Origin of the sequence: Pacificimonas aurantium (assembly GCF_020092905.1) — a bacterium.
GTDB lineage: Bacteria > Pseudomonadota > Alphaproteobacteria > Sphingomonadales > Sphingomonadaceae > Pacificimonas > Pacificimonas aurantium.
In genome coordinates this window covers 64707-80172 of sequence record NZ_JAGSGB010000004.1, presented here as the reverse complement: position 1 = coordinate 80172, position 15466 = coordinate 64707, and the positions used below count along the sequence as shown (strand labels likewise).

At 63.7% G+C, this 15466-nt stretch carries 14 protein-coding genes; 7 read left to right on the top strand and 7 right to left on the bottom strand.

Features of this window, described 5'->3' with window-relative positions; translation table 11 throughout:
* Positions 1 to 115 precede the first annotated feature (115 nt).
* Positions 116 to 1558, top strand: coding sequence for an aldehyde dehydrogenase family protein (locus KCN53_RS14700; RefSeq protein ID WP_088713498.1), 1443 nt, complete (start codon positions 116 to 118; stop codon positions 1556 to 1558).
* A gap of 175 nt (positions 1559 to 1733) precedes the next feature.
* Here KCN53_RS14700 and KCN53_RS14695 read toward each other — a convergent pair whose 3' ends face one another.
* Positions 1734 to 2918: an acyl-CoA dehydrogenase family protein gene (locus KCN53_RS14695; protein ID WP_088713096.1), complete on the bottom strand. Its 1185-nt coding sequence runs from the start codon at positions 2916 to 2918 to the stop codon at positions 1734 to 1736.
* Between the two features lie 128 nt (positions 2919 to 3046).
* Here KCN53_RS14695 and KCN53_RS14690 point away from each other — a divergent pair, with 128 nt between their 5' ends.
* On the top strand, positions 3047 to 4180 hold the full coding sequence (locus KCN53_RS14690) for an MDR/zinc-dependent alcohol dehydrogenase-like family protein (protein WP_088713497.1): 1134 nt from the start codon (positions 3047 to 3049) through the stop codon (positions 4178 to 4180).
* Here the strand turns inward: KCN53_RS14690 and KCN53_RS14685 are convergent.
* The 6 genes from KCN53_RS14685 to KCN53_RS14660 all read right to left on the bottom strand — a co-directional run bounded on the left by KCN53_RS14685 (position 4177) and on the right by KCN53_RS14660 (position 11250).
* Positions 4177 to 4851, bottom strand: coding sequence for a hypothetical protein (locus tag KCN53_RS14685; RefSeq protein ID WP_088713095.1), 675 nt, complete (start codon positions 4849 to 4851; stop codon positions 4177 to 4179). The two genes, KCN53_RS14690 and KCN53_RS14685, sit on opposite strands and share 4 nt — an antisense overlap.
* A gap of 74 nt (positions 4852 to 4925) precedes the next feature.
* Positions 4926 to 6560, bottom strand: coding sequence for an isovaleryl-CoA dehydrogenase (locus KCN53_RS14680; RefSeq protein ID WP_088713094.1), 1635 nt, complete (start codon positions 6558 to 6560; stop codon positions 4926 to 4928).
* Between the two features lie 7 nt (positions 6561 to 6567).
* A complete protein-coding gene (locus tag KCN53_RS14675) occupies positions 6568 to 8559 on the bottom strand; it encodes an alpha/beta hydrolase family protein (RefSeq protein WP_088713093.1) in 1992 nt (663 codons plus the stop codon).
* Between the two features lie 88 nt (positions 8560 to 8647).
* Positions 8648 to 9058: a DUF2497 domain-containing protein gene (locus KCN53_RS14670; protein WP_088713092.1), complete on the bottom strand. Its 411-nt coding sequence runs from the start codon at positions 9056 to 9058 to the stop codon at positions 8648 to 8650.
* A 9-nt stretch (positions 9059 to 9067) separates the two neighbouring features.
* On the bottom strand, positions 9068 to 10573 hold the full coding sequence (locus tag KCN53_RS14665) for a TolC family outer membrane protein (RefSeq protein ID WP_172406279.1): 1506 nt from the start codon (positions 10571 to 10573) through the stop codon (positions 9068 to 9070).
* Positions 10573 to 11250, bottom strand: a complete 678-nt coding sequence (locus tag KCN53_RS14660) for a protein-L-isoaspartate O-methyltransferase family protein (RefSeq protein WP_088713090.1) — start codon at positions 11248 to 11250, stop codon at positions 10573 to 10575. Before KCN53_RS14660 ends, KCN53_RS14665 begins: the two co-directional genes overlap by 1 nt.
* Positions 11251 to 11935: 685 nt before the next feature.
* Here KCN53_RS14660 and KCN53_RS14655 point away from each other — a divergent pair.
* The 5 genes from KCN53_RS14655 to KCN53_RS14635 all read left to right on the top strand — a co-directional run bounded on the left by KCN53_RS14655 (position 11936) and on the right by KCN53_RS14635 (position 15298).
* Complete coding sequence (locus tag KCN53_RS14655) at positions 11936 to 13006, top strand: DNA cytosine methyltransferase (protein ID WP_088713089.1); 1071 nt, start codon at positions 11936 to 11938, stop codon at positions 13004 to 13006.
* Positions 13003 to 13176, top strand: coding sequence for a hypothetical protein (locus KCN53_RS14650; protein ID WP_172406278.1), 174 nt, complete (start codon positions 13003 to 13005; stop codon positions 13174 to 13176). Before KCN53_RS14655 ends, KCN53_RS14650 begins: the two co-directional genes overlap by 4 nt.
* Complete coding sequence (locus tag KCN53_RS14645) at positions 13173 to 13367, top strand: hypothetical protein (RefSeq protein ID WP_088713088.1); 195 nt, start codon at positions 13173 to 13175, stop codon at positions 13365 to 13367. The genes KCN53_RS14650 and KCN53_RS14645 overlap by 4 nt, the downstream gene beginning before the upstream one ends.
* A 271-nt stretch (positions 13368 to 13638) precedes the next feature.
* A complete protein-coding gene (locus KCN53_RS14640) occupies positions 13639 to 15051 on the top strand; it encodes a diguanylate cyclase (RefSeq protein ID WP_088713087.1) in 1413 nt (470 codons plus the stop codon).
* A gap of 70 nt (positions 15052 to 15121) precedes the next feature.
* Positions 15122 to 15298: a YegP family protein gene (locus tag KCN53_RS14635; protein ID WP_088713086.1), complete on the top strand. Its 177-nt coding sequence runs from the start codon at positions 15122 to 15124 to the stop codon at positions 15296 to 15298.
* Positions 15299 to 15466: the final 168 nt, after the last annotated feature.

Genomic DNA, 15466 nt, shown 5'->3' with positions numbered 1-15466 from the left:
CGCTCTCCAGCTGCTCTTCCGGCACCGCACCCGGCTCGCCATTTCGGACAGGTGCACTTCGTCGCTCCGGTTCGTTAAGGACGCGGCAAACACGAACATCCAGGGAGGCATGACCATGCGTGACTACACCAAATTCTACATCGGCGGCGAATGGGTGGACCCGGCGGCAGGCGCGACGACGCTCGACGTGATCAACCCGGCCACCGAAGATGCGGCGGGCAAGATTGCCCTTGGCGGCAAGGCGGACGTCGACAAGGCCGTCGCCGCTGCGAAGGGTGCGTTCAAGAGCTTCGGCCGTACCAGCCGGCAGGAGCGCGTCGAACTGCTCGGCGCCATTCTGGGCGAATATGTGAAGCGGCAGGACGATATCGCGAAGGCGGTGACCGAGGAAATGGGCGCGCCGTCCTGGCTGTCCACCTCCGCGCAGGCCGCGATGGGCGCCGCTCACTTCAACACCGCGATGGAAATCCTCAAGGGCTACAGCTTCGAGGAGCAGCGCGGCACGACCCTGCTGGCGAAGGAACCGATCGGCGTCTGCGGCTTCATCACGCCGTGGAACTGGCCGATCAACCAGATTGCCTGCAAGGTGGCGCCGGCCCTCGCCACCGGCTGCACGGTCGTCCTGAAGCCGTCCGAAGTCGCGCCCTTCAGCGCCTATCTGCTGACGGAAGTCCTTCATGCCGCGGGCGTCCCGGCCGGCGTCTTCAACATGGTCAACGGTGACGGGCCCACGGTCGGCAGCGCGATCAGCTCGCACCCGGACGTCGACATGGTCAGCTTTACCGGCTCGACCCGCGCCGGCGTGGCAGTCGCGAAGGACGCCGCCGACACGGTAAAGCGCGTGCATCAGGAGCTTGGCGGCAAGTCGCCCAACATCCTCCTCGACGACGACGGGTTCGGCGAGGCGGTCTCGCGCGGCGTTTCCTCGGTGATGATGAACAGCGGCCAGTCGTGCAATGCGCCGACGCGCATGTTCGTGCCGAAGGGCCGCATGGACGAGGCGAAGCAGGTCGCGGCCCAGACGGCGGAGGGGTGGGCGCCCGGCGATCCGAACGGCAACAGCCGCATGGGTCCGGTCGTCTCCGACACCCAGTTCGACAAGATCCAGGACCTCATCCAGAAGGGGATCGACGAGGGCGCCGAGCTGGTCTGCGGCGGAACCGGCCGCCCCGACGGGCTCGACAAGGGCTATTATGTGAAGCCGACCGTGTTCGCCAACGTGTCGAACGACATGACCATCGCGCGCGAGGAGATATTCGGTCCGGTCGTCTCGATCCTCGGCTATGACAGCCTCGACCAAGCGATCGAGGAGGGCAACGACACGGTCTATGGCCTCGCCGCCTATGTCCAGTCGACCGACCTCGACAAGGCGCGCGACATTGCCCGCCAGCTGCGTGCGGGCCAGGTGAACATCAACGGCGCGGACGTCGATTTCATGGCGCCGTTCGGCGGCTACAAGCAGTCGGGCAATGGCCGTGAATGGGGCGACCACGCCTTCGGCGAATTCCTCGAGACGAAGGCCATTCTCGGCTTCGAGGCGAAACAGGCGGCGGAGTAGTCAGGCCGCAGAGTTTAACGGGGAGCCGCGGCGGACCAGTCGCGGCTCTCGTTTCTGGCACATAGTTAGAGCTCCCAGCGCAGGCCAGGATCTACCAGGAAGAGTTCCTCCTGAATGGGGGAAATGGGAAGGTCCAGGGCTCCGCGTGCTCTGGGCTGACCGGGGAGGAGGAGACCTACAGCGCCCCGGCCTCGCGCAGCATCTGCTTGGCGATCACAAGCTGCTGGATTTGCGTCGTTCCTTCGTAGATGCGGTAGAGGCGGGCGTCGCGGAAGAAGCGCTCGGCCTCATATTCCTTGAGGTAACCGGCACCGCCATAGATCTGCACCACCCGGTCGACGACGCGGCCGCACATTTCGCTGGCGAACATCTTGGCGCAGGCCGCTTCCATGCTGACCCTGGCTCCGGTGTCCGCCTTCGCGGTCGCATCCTTGATCATGCACTCGCTGGCATAGATCTCGGCCTTGGAATCGGCGAGCATGGCCTGGATCAACTGGAAGCCCGAAATCGGCTCGCCGAAGGCCTTTCGCTCGGTGGCATATTTCAGGCCGCTATCGAGGGCGCGCTGGGCATAGGCGGTGGAACAGGCGGCGATCGACAGACGCCCGTTGTCGAGGCTCTGCATCGCCACCATGAAGCCGCGGCCCTCGACCCCGCCGAGGAGGTTCGCGGCGGGAATGCGGGCGTCCTCAAGGATCACGTCGGCGATCTGGGCGCCGCTCTGGCCCATCTTCTCGTCGGGCTTGCCGATGGTGACGCCGGGGGCATCGGTGGGAACGAGGAAGGCGGAGACATGACCGTTCTTGGGCAGGTTCTCCTTCGAGGTGCGGGCCATGACGATGACCATGTCGGCGAAGGGGGCGTTGGTGATGTAGCGCTTGGTGCCGTTGAGGACATAGTCGTCGCCGTCGCGGACCGCCGTCGTCTGCAGCCCGGCGCTGTCGGAGCCCGAGCCCGGCTCGGTGAGGGCGAATGCGGCGATGGTGCCCTCGACCAGCCTGGGCAGCCAGGTCCGGCGCTGCTCTTCGGTGCCGCCCTTGACGAGCGCGGTGGTGACCATGCCAACGTTGATGGACAGGAGCGAGCGATAGGCCGGCGCAGCATAGCTGATCCGCTTCATCGTCTCGATGTACTGAGAGGTCTTCATGCCCGCGCCGCCATAGGCTTCCGGCGTGGTGATGCCGAACAGGCCCATGTCGATCATCTCCTGCCGGATGTCGTCGGGCACCCGGTTCAGCTCGATGGTCTTGGTTTCGGCGGGGATCAGCCGCTCGCGGACCCACCGGTCGAGCTGTTCCAGGAAGGTCTGGAAGCTTTCTTCGTCCATACCGGGATTGGGCTGGGTATCATCGCGGGCCATGGGCTGAAAGATCCTCTTGTCGTTGGCACGGAAAGGTTAGGCTGCGCGGCCGTTCCTGTCATCCTATGCGTGACAAATGGTGCCAACCGGTGCTTATCGAGCGCGAAAACCGAACCTTGGGAGCGAACATGACCGATTTTTCCGACGCAAAGCAGCTGCTGACCACCGTAACGGAGGACGGTCGGTTGGTTCTGTCTCTCGAACCCGACGAGGTGCGCGAGCCCAAGGAGGACGAGATTATCGTCCGCGTCGAAGCGACGCCGATCAATCCCAGCGACCTCGGCCTGCTGCTCGCCCCCGCCGATATGAGCACCGTGCGCTCGGAGACGGTGGACGGCCACCCGGCCCTCGTTGCCGATGTCGATCCGAAGATGCGCCGCGTCTCTGCCGGACGCGCCGGCAAGAAGATGCCGGCAGGCAATGAGGGCGCGGGCACGGTGGTTGCCGCCGGCTCTTCGAAGGAAGCGCAGGCGCTGATGGGCAAGAAGGTCAGCCTCGTCGGCGGCATGATGTACCGCACGCACCGCCGCATCAAGGCGGCCGAAGTGGTGCCGCTGCCGGACGATGCGGAGGCGGCGGAGGGTGCCTCCCTGTTCGTCAACCCTATGACGGTTCAGGGCTTCTTGAACACCATGCGCATGGAGGGGCATAGCGCGCTCGTCCATACCGCCGCTGCGTCCAATCTCGGTCAGATGCTGGCGAAGCTGTGCCTGAAGGAGGACGTGCCGCTGGTCGCCATCGTCCGTTCCGACGCGCAGAAGAAGATTCTCACCGATATCGGCCTGACCCATGTCGTCGACTCATCGAAGGACAGCTTCATGGGCGACCTGATCGACGCGCTGGTCGAAACGGGCGCGACGCTCGGTTTCGACGCCATCGGCGGCGGCAAGATGGCGAACTACATCCTCACCGCCATGGAGCAGGCCGCCGCGAAGCGCGGCGAAGAGTTCAGCGTTTACGGCTCCACGGTCCACAAGCAGGTCTATATCTATGGCCGGCTGGATACGGGGGAGACCATCCTCACGTCCAGCTACGGCATGTTCTGGGGCGTCGGCGGCTGGCTGCTGATGCCGCATCTCGAAAAGGCCGGGATGGAGCGCATGATGGAGATGCGCCGCTATACGGTCGAAGAGCGCAACGGCATCTTCAAGTCGGATTATACGAAGACGATCAGCCTTGCCGACATGATCGATCCGGAGGTCGCCAAGTCCTATGAGAAGAAGGCCACCGGCGAGAAATATCTGGTCGATCCGAGCCGCTAGTCGGCGGTGACGCGGATCGTCTTTTTCGCTTCCTCACGGACCCAGGTCGAGGCCTGGGTCCAAGCAGGCCCTTCGAGCCCCTCGTCCATCAGCTGCTCCACGCTCGTACCGGCCTCGGCGAGGTCGGCAATATAGATGATCATGAGCTCGCGGCGGTTCTCCGCGTCGGGGGAATGTTTCATCGTCAGACTGACGGTTTCGTCGGGAAGGCGAAGGCCCGCGTCGGCGATCAGGCTATAGAATATCTCGGTATCGCCGCCGGCTTCGACCGTATCCGGTTCGGTCTTCCCGAAACGGGGACGGACGTAGAATTTAATGTCCCCGAAACCGACCAGAGGATAGCCGTCGGACGCCAGGTCGTAGGTCGCGTCCGGCACAACGGGCAGATAGGCCTCATACTGAATCCAGACCAGTTCCTCGACGTCCCCGTCGCGGCCGGAATTCGCGAAGAGGTACATTTCCGTGTCCGCTGCCCCGAACAGGTCCCACCGCCGGGCACCGACAAATTCGAACTCGGGCGGCAGTGAAATGCGGCCGGCAGGGTGAGCGTCGGAGCGAAGACCGGAAGCTAGGACGGTTTTCGTCAGGTCCGACTCTTCAGTCGCGGGCGGCGTCTGCCCGGCCGTTGCGCAGGCGGAAAGGGCGAGAAGAACGAGGAGAGCAGGTTTCATTCTTGCCGCTCTACTGCATTACTGTATTATGTCAACAATACAGTAATGCAGTAGAGCGACGCCAGCTGGGTAATCTAAGCGACGGCGGCGCGTTCGATCAGAGCGGCGAAGTCCGTGTCCGCCGGTAAGGTGCCGAAAGTGTAGCCATGCTCGCCGGCCAGCCGCGATCGGCAGAAGGGAGACGCCGCCACCTCGTTCCCGCTCCTCAGGAGGACCGAGGCCTGCAACGCGATGCCGAGCCGCTCGACGATGGCGCGGCTGCGTATCTCCAGCGTTTCGGTCTCAGCGAACAGGTCGGGTAGGGACGCGATGTAGCGGTCGAACGCCGGATCGAGACCGCTCGCGGCCTTCAGCTCAGCAAACAGCGCATCCTTTGCGGCCGGCTCGCGGGAAAGGGCGCGCAGCACGTCGAGACACTGCACATTGCCCGAGCCTTCCCAGATCGAGTTGAGCGGCGCCTGGCGGTAAAGGCGCGCAAGGTTGGCTTCCTCGACATAGCCGATGCCGCCCAGGCACTCCTGCGCTTCGTTGACCTGCGGGGGCGTTCGTTTGCAGATCCAATATTTCCCGATGGCCGTGGCGATGCGGGCGAAGGCGGCTTCCTCTTCGTCGCGGGGGGCCGCGTCGATGGCCCGGGCGACGCGCATCGAGAGAGCAACTGCGGCTTCGCTCTCCAGGATGATGTCGGCCAGCACATTCTGCATCAGGGGCTGCTCGGACAGCAGCTTTCCGAACACCTTGCGCTGCCGGGTATGGTTGAGCGCCTGCACCGCGGCCTGCCGCATGAGCGCCGAAGAACTGGTCATGCAGTCGAGGCGGGTCAGCGCGACCATGTTGATGATGGTCCGCACGCCGCGGCCCTCTTCGCCGACCAGCCACCCGCGAGCGCCCTGGAATTCGACTTCGGACGAGGCGTTGCTCCAGTCACCCAATTTGTCCTTCAGCCGCTGCACTTCGACCGCGTTGCGTGTGCCGTCGGACAGGAGGCGCGGCACCAGGAAGCAGGACAGCCCGGCTTCGGTCTGGGCGAGCACGAGATGCGCGTCCGACATCGGCGCGGAGAAGAACCATTTGTGCCCGGTAATCGAATAGCTGCCGTCCCCGACGGCCTCGGCCCGGGTCGTGTTCGCACGGACGTCGGAGCCGCCCTGCTTTTCGGTCATGCCCATGCCGATGGTGCAGGCGTTCTTCTCGTGCACGGGCACGGACCGGGGATCATATTCCGTACCGATCAGCTTCGGCACCCACTGCTCGGCAAGCTCAGGCGAATGGCGCAGCGCCGGGATGGCGGCATAGGTCATCGACATGGGACAGGTGTGCCCGGCATCGGCCTGCGACCCCATGTAAAGTATGGCCGCCCGGGCGACGTGGGCGCCGCCGCGATTGGCGTTGCGCCAGGCAAACCCGTTCATCCCCGCCTCCATCGAGGCTGTCATGATCTCGTGATAGGCCGGGTGGAACTCGACCTCGTCGATCCGGTGACCATAGCGGTCGAACGGTTTGAATTCCGGGGGGTGGGCGTTCGCGGTGTAGCCAAGCTCCATCAGCCGACCGCCGACGGCATCTCCATAACCCTCCAGATGATCGCCGGCCCAGTCCGCGCCCTCCCGATCAACGGCTTCCCGCAGCGCGCGGTCGTCGGTCCACGCATTATAGGGTCCGAGCGGCTTGGGCTGGTTCTCGACCTTGTGCGTTGCGAAGTCCGTCATCGCCGTATCAGTCCTCGAGATGCTCGCCGAGCCAGCGGAAAATCTCGCTATGCCATTGCAGCGAATTGTTCGGCTTCAGGACCCAGTGATTTTCATCGGGAAACACGAGCAGCCGGCTTTCGATTCCGCGGCGCTGCAGGGCAGTGAAGGCGCCGAGGCCCTGGCCCGGGGGAACGCGGTAGTCCTTAAGCCCGTGAATGACGAGCATCGGCGTTTTCCAGTTGGCCACGTGGGTGACCGGATTCCAGCGTTCGTAGGTCTCCGCATTCTCGTAATAGGGTCCGCCAAAGTCCCATTCCGGGAAAAACAGCTCTTCGGTCGTGTAGTACATCGACCGCATGTCGAAGACGCCGTCATGGTTGACCAGACAGGCGAACTCGTCGGGCCAGTTGCCTTCGATCCAGTTCATCATGAAGCCGCCATAGGAAGCGCCGGCCGCGCAGGCGGTGTCGTCATCGAGGAAATCGAAGGTTTCGCGGGCATAGGCCAAGCCCTTCTGCAGATCCTCCAGCGGTTTGCCGCCCCAGTCCCTGTTGATCGAGTCCGTGAACTCCTGGCTGTATCCGGACGACCCGTGGAAATCGACGGTGACGAGAGCATATCCGGTCCCCGCCCAGACCATCGGGTTCCAGCGCGACGACCAGCCGTTCGACCACTGGCCCTGCGGTCCGCCATGAGACCAGAGAACCGTCGGCGCAACCGCGCCCTCGGCAAGGTCCGCCGGGCGGACCGTATAGCCGAACACCTCGTCGCCGTTCGCGCCGGCGAACGAGAACCGCTCGACGTCGGAAAAGTCGACGTCGGCGAGCTTTTCGCCGTTGATGTTGGTCAGCTGGTCGATGTCTTCCCTGTCGAACCAGTAGAGATCGCCGGGTTCGGTAAGCGACGAGCGCGAGAACAGCAGACCATCCTCATCGGCATCGACATAGGATACCGACCCGTCGGGGAGAGGAATGAGCCGCGCGTTGCCGTCGAGGTCCATATGGTAGAGGCGCCCGTTCCAGCCGTCATGCGCGCCGACGATCAGGCCGCCATCGGGCGCCCAGGCGAGACTGTCCGCAGACTTGTCCCATTCCGCCGAAACGGCGCGCGTTTCACCGCTGTCCAGATCGCGCAACATGACCACGCTCTGGTCACTCTCATATTGCGGGCGCTCCATTGCCAGCCATGCCAGGTAGCGGCCGTCGGGGGAGGGCGCCGGCGTGCGATCATAGCCGTCGCGCCCTTCAGTCAGATTGCGCGCCGGGGCGCTGCCATCGAGGGGCGCGGCGTAAATGTCGGTATCGGTGGACCAGGCCTCGCCCGGCCCGCCTTCGCGCATGACGAAATAGACCGTCTTGCCGTCCGCAGAGATCGCGACGTCGCCGCCGCCGCCGAAGGGCCGGGTGGGGACATTGCCGGACAGGGAGGCGGTCAGGGCGACGGGCTCTCCTCCCGCGACCGGAACCGCGAACAGCTGCGAACGGCCATTTTCGGTCCACATGTCCCACTGGCGAACGAACAGCTGATCGTAGACGGTTCCGTTGCCGGTTTCCGCGCCGGAAGGGACCACATCCTTCCAGTAGACAATCGTCTGGGCATCGGGACCGAGATGGAAGCCGGAGATTCCACCCTCGACCTCGGTAATCTGTTCCGGCGCGCCCCCGTCGGTGCGCGCGCGCCATACCTGCGTCTCGCCCGACCGGCCGGAGAGCCAGTAGACCATCTTTCCGCAAGAGCAGAAGACCGGATTTCCGTCGGCATCCGGATCGGCATGCCAGCGTTCCGGCGCGGCCCCGGGGGCGGTCAGGTCTAGGCGGAACAGGTCGGTCCGGCCGCGGTCGGCCTCGAGATCGGTTTCGCGCATCGAGAAGACGAGAAGGCTCCCGTCGGGCGAGAGGGCTGCATCGCCCAACCGGTTCAGGCCGACAAGATCTTCTGCGGTGAACGGACGCGCATCGGCGGATACCGTCGACAGGGAGGCCAGCAGGGCGGCGGCAGCGAGGGAAAGGCTTTTCATGCGAACGCCTCTAGCAGCTTCGAGGTCACGAAGTGAATGCGCTGCCTGTAAAACACACGTCCAGGCCTTCGCCGGGCACCCGGGCGGGCTAGCGTTTCGTGACGCGCCGCACCTCTGCCGCAACGGCACGTTCGACGATGCCGTGCAAATGCTGGTCCATCCATCGCTTCAGCATGGGTTGAAGCAGCTCCATCGCCAGCTCTTCGACCGTGCGTCCGCCGACATTCGCGTCCGTCGGCGCGGCCGGCGGGGCGCGCTCGGCCGTCCGGGCATCGTCCTCGCCCGGCTCGGCGCGCGAGCCGAGGATATCGGCCACAGGGACGGGGCCGCCGGCACGCGCTTCCTCTACGCCGCCCTCTTCGATCAGGGTGCGGATGGAGGACAGGATCTCCCGCATGGACTGGCGCGCCGCGGGGGCTGCCGCCGAACCTTCGGAGGTGTCGGACAGGAAGGGCGCATCGTCCCGGGCGGGGACGCTGTCGTCTGGACCAGAACTCATCCGGGCAGACTAGCGGTCGTCGGCCTCCGTCGCCAGCACCTCATCCTCGGTGGGAGGCGTCGGCGTGGGATCGGGCAGCGGCGGCTGGGCCATCGGCTCGGGCACGGACACCATCGGTTCGGTGGTGACGGGCTGCGCATCGAATTCCGCCGTCCAGTCGAACCAGTGGTCGTCGGCGCGGTCCAGATATCCCTCCGCGTCGTACAGGCGAACCGGGACGCCCAGATCGTCGACCTCCGCCCGGCCCATCGACGCAAGAAGCGCAAAGGCCGCGACGTAGGAATTGCGCTCGGCACGGACCAGCTGAACCTGCGCGTTCAGAAGCTCCTGTTCCGCGTTCAGCACGTCGAGGATGTTGCGCGTTCCAACGGTCAATTCGGCGCGCGTGCCCTCCAGCGCCAGCTCGTTTGCGGAAATTGCGGTCTCGGCCGCTTCGATGGTCGCGCGCGCCGCCATGAGATTTTCGTAGGCGGTGCGAACATTGGCGATCGTCTGCCGTTCGGCGTTGAGTGCATCCTCGCGGAGCTGGACCGCCCGCGCCTTCGCCGAGCGGATCTGGCTGCCCACCTGTCCGCGCTGGAACAGGGGTACGGTCGCGGTCACGCCGATATTCTGCGTGAAGTCGATATTCTGGAAGGTAAGGCCGCCCACGCTGTTATTGGTACCGCGATAGTTGGTGTAGCCGACGTCATAGGTGGCCTCCAGAGTAGGAAGGCGCTGTCCGCGCACCGCGCGTACACGATATTCCTGCGCCTCCTCGGCAAGCCGGCTGGCCTGCACCAGCGGATTGTTCTGAAGCGCGAGGTCGACGGCGGCATCCGGCGAGCCCGGCAGGGTCGGCAGCGGCGGCGGCGGTTGCAGGTCGCGCGGCGCATGGCCCACGACCTGTGCGTAGAAATTGCGGCTGGTCTGAAGGTTCGCCTGGGCGGCGATGAAGTTGCTGCGGGCGAGCGACAGGCGGGCTTCCGACTGGGCCACGTCGGTACGCGTGACGTCGCCGACTTCGAACCGGTCGCTTGAGGCCTGAAGCTGACGCTCGAGAACCCGGACATTATTCTGGGTCAGCTCGACTTCGGACTGGTCGGCCAGCACGTCGAGATAGGCGGTGACGACATCCAGCATCACATCGTTCTCGGTGGCCCGCAGGCCTGCCCGGCCGCTCAGCACCGAGCGGTCCGCCGCCTTCACGCTGTTGCGGATTCGCCCGAACGAATAAATGGGCTGGCGCAACTGTACGGTAGAATTGAACAACCGCGAAAAGTCGTCGAAGCGGCCGGGGTCCGATGTTTCCTGATCCAGCAGGACTTGGCCGCCCACCGTCGGAAGCACGCGGAATTTCTCGCTGACCAGCGTTTCGTCCGTGACCCGCTGTCCCGCCCGCGCGGCCGTGAGGTTCGGATTGGTAGCATAGGCGGAGGCCATCGCTTCCTGCAGGGTTTCCGCCGAAGCCGGAAGGGCGAGTGAGGCACTGGCCAGGAGCGTAGCTCCAAGGCCCACAAGTCTGCGGAATGACATCAGAAGGTGAAGGCTTTCTTCGTTTCGAATCCGGGCAGGGCGGGGACCTGGGCATCGGATATGAACGTCCATCCGACATGACCGCCGAAGACGCGGCCGATCCCCGCGCGCGGCGTACCCTCGTCCAGAACAACGGCGGCAATGCGTCCGCCCTCCACGACCTGTTTTACAAGGGCATCGGGTATGCTGGCGACGAACCCGTTGACGAGGATCAGATCGTAGGGCCCTTTCTCGGCCCAGCCGTCTGCCAGTGGCCCCTTCACAGCTTCGATGTTGGGCGCGCGGGAAATGGCCACGGCAGGTTCGATGCCATCGTCGAGAAGCACCGTGTTCACGCCCATCACCGCCAGGATCGCTGCGGCATAGCCCGTAGCGCCGCCGACCACGAGCGCGCGCTCGCCGCGCCCGATCTCGGAAAATTCGATCAGCCGTCCAAGCGTCAGCGGTTCCATCAGGAAGCGGCCCGGCGCGACTTCGATATCCTCGTCCATATATGCGAAGGGGCGCATGGCCTCCGGAACGAAGGCTTCGCGGGGTACCTCGCGAAAGGCGTCGACCACCGCTTTCGTCGTCACCGAATTGGGACGAAGCTGGCTGTCGATCATGTGCGTCCGCATGCGCTCGAAGTCGGGCGAGGCGGTCTTATTACGAACGGGAAGGGCGGCATTCGCGGGCATTTGCTGTCCTCTGCATCGATCTCAGGTGACTTATACAGCTAATACACCAATGGCAACAGCCGCGTATCACTCAGTTTGCGCGGTTTCGACCTCTAGGGCTTCCGGTTGCGCTCGCCAAGCCGCCGGTGTACAGGGCCGCTTCCCGCCGAGCGATGCCTCCTGAAAAGGCACGTTCGCCCGTGATCTCGGGGCCCGATGGCGGAGTGGTTACGCAGAGGACTGCAAAGCCAGATCCAGCCCAGCATCTCCGCAGATAGTTCGCAGTTTTTTCGCTGATTCGAAGGCATGTCGTTCCGAGGGGACGACAGCGTGACTGCGAACTTTTCACGGGTCCGCCCGGTCATCTTCAGCGACGCGATGGTGCGCGCCCTTCTCGCCGGTCGGAAGACGCAGACAAGGCGGTTGGCCACGTCTCCACTACGCAAGGTCAGCGTCGGCGATCAGCTATATGTCCGAGAGGCTTGGCGTGTCTCAAACGACTGCTGTGAGGCTTGGCATCCCGTCACGCTAACCGGCTGGATTGACTATCGAGCGGAGGGATCGGCCGAATGCTGCGCCCCGGATCTGGAGGCGGTCGATCGCGCCGCATTTCTAAATGGAGACGAGCGCGACTGGGACTTTCTTCCGCAACGCTGGCGTCCTGCGATCCACATGCCGCGTTGGGCATCGCGCCTGACGCTGACCGTTGCGGAAGTTCGGTTCGAGCCGGTCTCGAGTAACCTACCAGCCCGCCGCGGACATTCTCGACTTCTCGATTCCGTGTCCGTCGATCTTCGAAAGGGCGCGGCCGCTCAAGCCGGCGACATGCAAGCGGATCGCTGCCGGTATCGCCCGGTTCGTGCTGAACGACCCGCAACCGTTCATCGTGCCGATCACGCACACGAAGAGTCAGCTGCGGCCCGATCCGGCGAGCGACCCGCTACGGACGATCACGACGGCGAAAGGCGGCGAGTTGGCACCGGCGACGCCATATCTGACTCATCTTACCCACCACGGCGGGGACCGGGTTCATTCGGTAGAGGGCGCCATTCCTACAGTGACGGGCGCTCACCGAGGAGAGATTGCCATGGTTGCCCCCAGCCTGATCCAGATGGGCTACGGCGAACGGGAGGGACAGAAGCCGCGCGTTCTCGACATCGACAAACCGCTCGGCACCGCCGTCGCTGGCGGAAACAAGTTCGCGCTCGTCTCGGCCTTCATGGAACAGGCGAACACCGGCATGGTCGGCCATCGCGCCGACAAGCCGCTCAGCACCATCGTGGGGCGGGGCACCACGCAGCGGCTCGTCACGTCGAACCTGGTGAAGCTGCGGAACAACCAGACGGCGGGGTCGGTCGAAGACCCGCTCGGCACCATCACGTCCGGCGGCGGTCACTTCGGCGAGGTGCGCGCCTTCCTGGTCAAATATTACGGCACGGCCATCGGTCAGCGCCTTGCCGATCCGCTGGGCGCTGTCACAACGCGCGACCGCTTCGGCCTCGTGACGACGACGATAGACGGCGCGACCTATGCGCTCGCCGATATCGGCCTCCGTATGCTGACGCCGCGCGAGCTGGCGCGGGCGCAGGGTTTTCCGGACGACTACATTCTCGACCCCGTCTGCACCTACACGACGGAGAGCGGACGCGAGAAGACCGGGCCGCTCCCGAAGACGTACCAGATCAGGGGCATTGGCAATTCGGTTTGCCGCGTCGTCCCGCGCGCGCTCGTCCGCGCGAACCTGCCCGAATATTGCGAAGAAAGGATGGCCGCATGAGCCACTTCTTCAAGGCGACCGGCAAGGAAGTGCTCGCGGACGACCGGTACTATGCCGATGCCGTCGACGAACGGGCCGCGCGGTTCATCGCCGAGGCCTGCAACCGGCTTTCCTCACGCCAGGAGATTCACGCGAGCGTACGCGCTGCGATCGCGGAGGCGCCGCAATGAACGCCTCCGATCTCGCCCTCATCCGCCGGCGAGCCCGTCGATACGGCACCGCAGCGGCAGAAGCTGCCGACCTCGAGGGCACGCCCTTCTCCGCGTCGCTGAGTGTCAGCCTAGCCGCGTTCAAGGCTGCTTTTCGCCAGCGTCAGCGGGAAATCCAGACTGAAAGGAAGGAGGAAACCGATGAGCGGTAGGCCCGCCTCATAGCTCGCTCGGTCCCGGATCTTCCAGCCCCTCGCAATGCCGGGCCAGTGCGAGAGCCTCGCCAGCCATCTGATTGAGCGCCCTGGTTCGATCCTGGCAGCGAACGCACAGCGCGACACTAAGACAGCGTGACGAATCTCCGAAATTCGGAAACAACCGATCGACCGACCGTTAACTTAAATTGAAGCATCAAGACAACGCGAGCGGACATCTGCATTGGATAGGAACGTAACTGAGAGTTCGGGAGAAGAAAGGCGCCAATTGATTGAGGACCTTGCGATCCTCGATACGCCATCCGAACCGGCCTTTGATGCAGCCGTCAAAGCGGGCAAATCATTAATGGATGTCTCGAACTGCTACATCTCTTTTGCAGACCAACATCGACAATGGATTAAAGCCCAGACAGGGTCTTTGCCGCGAGAGTGTCCGGCCGATGAAGCCCTCTGCCGCTTGGCGATTTCTACCGGTGAAGAGTTCTTCTCGGAGGACCTTCAGTTCGATGCAAAGCTCGCGGATCACCCGTCCGTTGTCGCTGCTCCGGATCTCCGTATGTTCCTTAGCGTGCCGGTATGCGTCAGGACGAGCAAGACCGCCGACCCGGTGCCTGTGGGTGCGCTTTGCGCATATGATGACGCACCGCGTGCCCGGCGCAAGCCTGAATTCGAGGCCTTCCGGAACCTAGCCCGACTGGTCGAAGAAATCCTCGAGTCGCGCCTTGTCGCTACGAAGAGCGCCCAGGTGGCCCGCGAGCAGGAAGGCATTCTTCAAGACTTGTCTCGTGCTCAGCGCCAACAGCATCAGGCAGAACGGATCGCCGGCGTAGGGTCCTGGCGGCTCCATCTGTCCAGCAACGAGGTTAGCTGGTCGCCGCAAACATATGCTATCCATGGCATTTCTCCGGATGACCGGGAAGCTTTGGAGAAGGCCCTCTCTTTTTATCCTGACAGTTCCCGCAGTATCATAGAGGAATCCATCCAGCGGTGCATTGTCACTGGACGGCCCTACGATGTCGAAATCAACTTCCGAAACGGACATGGAGAACTACGACGGGTCCGCGCGATGGGGGAGCGCATATTGGGAAAAACCGGTGAGCCTGAAGAGCTGATCGGTGTCTTCCAAGACATCACCGAACAATATGAGATGGAGCGACAACTCCGCCATATGGCCACCATCGACCAGATGTCCGGAGTCTTCAACCGCGGACACTTCGATACGCTGCTCAAGCAGAATCTCGCGCAGCTCCACATCGGCAGTACCGTTAGCCTCGTTCTAGTCGATCTCGATGACTTCAAACATGTGAATGACCGTTATGGCCATGGAGCCGGTGACGAAATGATCCGGCGGGTGTCCGCAATTCTTAAGTCAGTTACCCTCGAGGAGGGGGGCACGATCGCTGGTCGCATTGGAGGAGACGAGTTTGCATTGGCGATGATCGACGCGAGCCCCAATGATCTTTTGTCTATGGTGCGGAGCCTCGTGCCGGCCTTGGCTTTCGAAGCAGAAACCGAATGGGGCTCAATCTCAATGACTTCAACGCTTGGAATTGCCGAGGCCCAGCCGAACGACAAAATCGCCGATCTATATGCTAGGGCGGATCGCGCTCTCTACCGTGCCAAGCAGATGCAGAAGGGCTGCGCTGCATTCGATGGCATCGAGCAACTTTTCGAAGCCTAGCGGCCGGACTTGACTCATGGGCATCATCTGGTTCTTGATGCCAAGACGGACGAAAAGGGGGAGGGCGAAGGTGGCCCACGAATTTGAAATCTATAAGGACCGGGCGGGAGAATTCCGTGTTCGGTTCAAATATAACTCCGAAGTGATCTTCTCAACGGAGGGTTACTCTTCGAAATCCGGTGCCAAGAATGCCATCGATTCCATAAAGACCAACGGTCCTGGCGCCGATACAGTCGACAACAGCTAAGGCTGCCCTCGCGGCGCGCCTCTGACGGCTCATTGGTCCTCAAGTCCCCAGGAGGGGCCGCGGGGCGCGCCGCATTCTTCTGTCACCGCGACCATCTTACTTCTTGCGCTGCCGGCGGAAGACGGCGCACTTTCGCAACCAAAGTTCTTATCGCGGTATGCTCAGCCA

Bases quoted from the DNA above. Each gene is read 5' to 3' on its own strand.
- KCN53_RS14700 (WP_088713498.1), top strand. From the start codon at position 116: ATGCGTGACTACACCAAATTCTACATCGGCGGCGAATGGGTGGACCCG.
- KCN53_RS14695 (WP_088713096.1), bottom strand. From the start codon at position 2,918: ATGGCCCGCGATGATACCCAGCCCAATCCCGGTATGGACGAAGAAAGC.
- KCN53_RS14690 (WP_088713497.1), top strand. From the start codon at position 3,047: ATGACCGATTTTTCCGACGCAAAGCAGCTGCTGACCACCGTAACGGAG.
- KCN53_RS14685 (WP_088713095.1), bottom strand. From the start codon at position 4,851: ATGAAACCTGCTCTCCTCGTTCTTCTCGCCCTTTCCGCCTGCGCAACG.
- KCN53_RS14680 (WP_088713094.1), bottom strand. From the start codon at position 6,560: ATGACGGACTTCGCAACGCACAAGGTCGAGAACCAGCCCAAGCCGCTC.
- KCN53_RS14675 (WP_088713093.1), bottom strand. From the start codon at position 8,559: ATGAAAAGCCTTTCCCTCGCTGCCGCCGCCCTGCTGGCCTCCCTGTCG.
- KCN53_RS14670 (WP_088713092.1), bottom strand. From the start codon at position 9,058: ATGAGTTCTGGTCCAGACGACAGCGTCCCCGCCCGGGACGATGCGCCC.
- KCN53_RS14665 (WP_172406279.1), bottom strand. From the start codon at position 10,573: ATGTCATTCCGCAGACTTGTGGGCCTTGGAGCTACGCTCCTGGCCAGT.
- KCN53_RS14660 (WP_088713090.1), bottom strand. From the start codon at position 11,250: ATGCCCGCGAATGCCGCCCTTCCCGTTCGTAATAAGACCGCCTCGCCC.
- KCN53_RS14650 (WP_172406278.1), top strand. From the start codon at position 13,003: ATGAGCCACTTCTTCAAGGCGACCGGCAAGGAAGTGCTCGCGGACGAC.
- KCN53_RS14645 (WP_088713088.1), top strand. From the start codon at position 13,173: ATGAACGCCTCCGATCTCGCCCTCATCCGCCGGCGAGCCCGTCGATAC.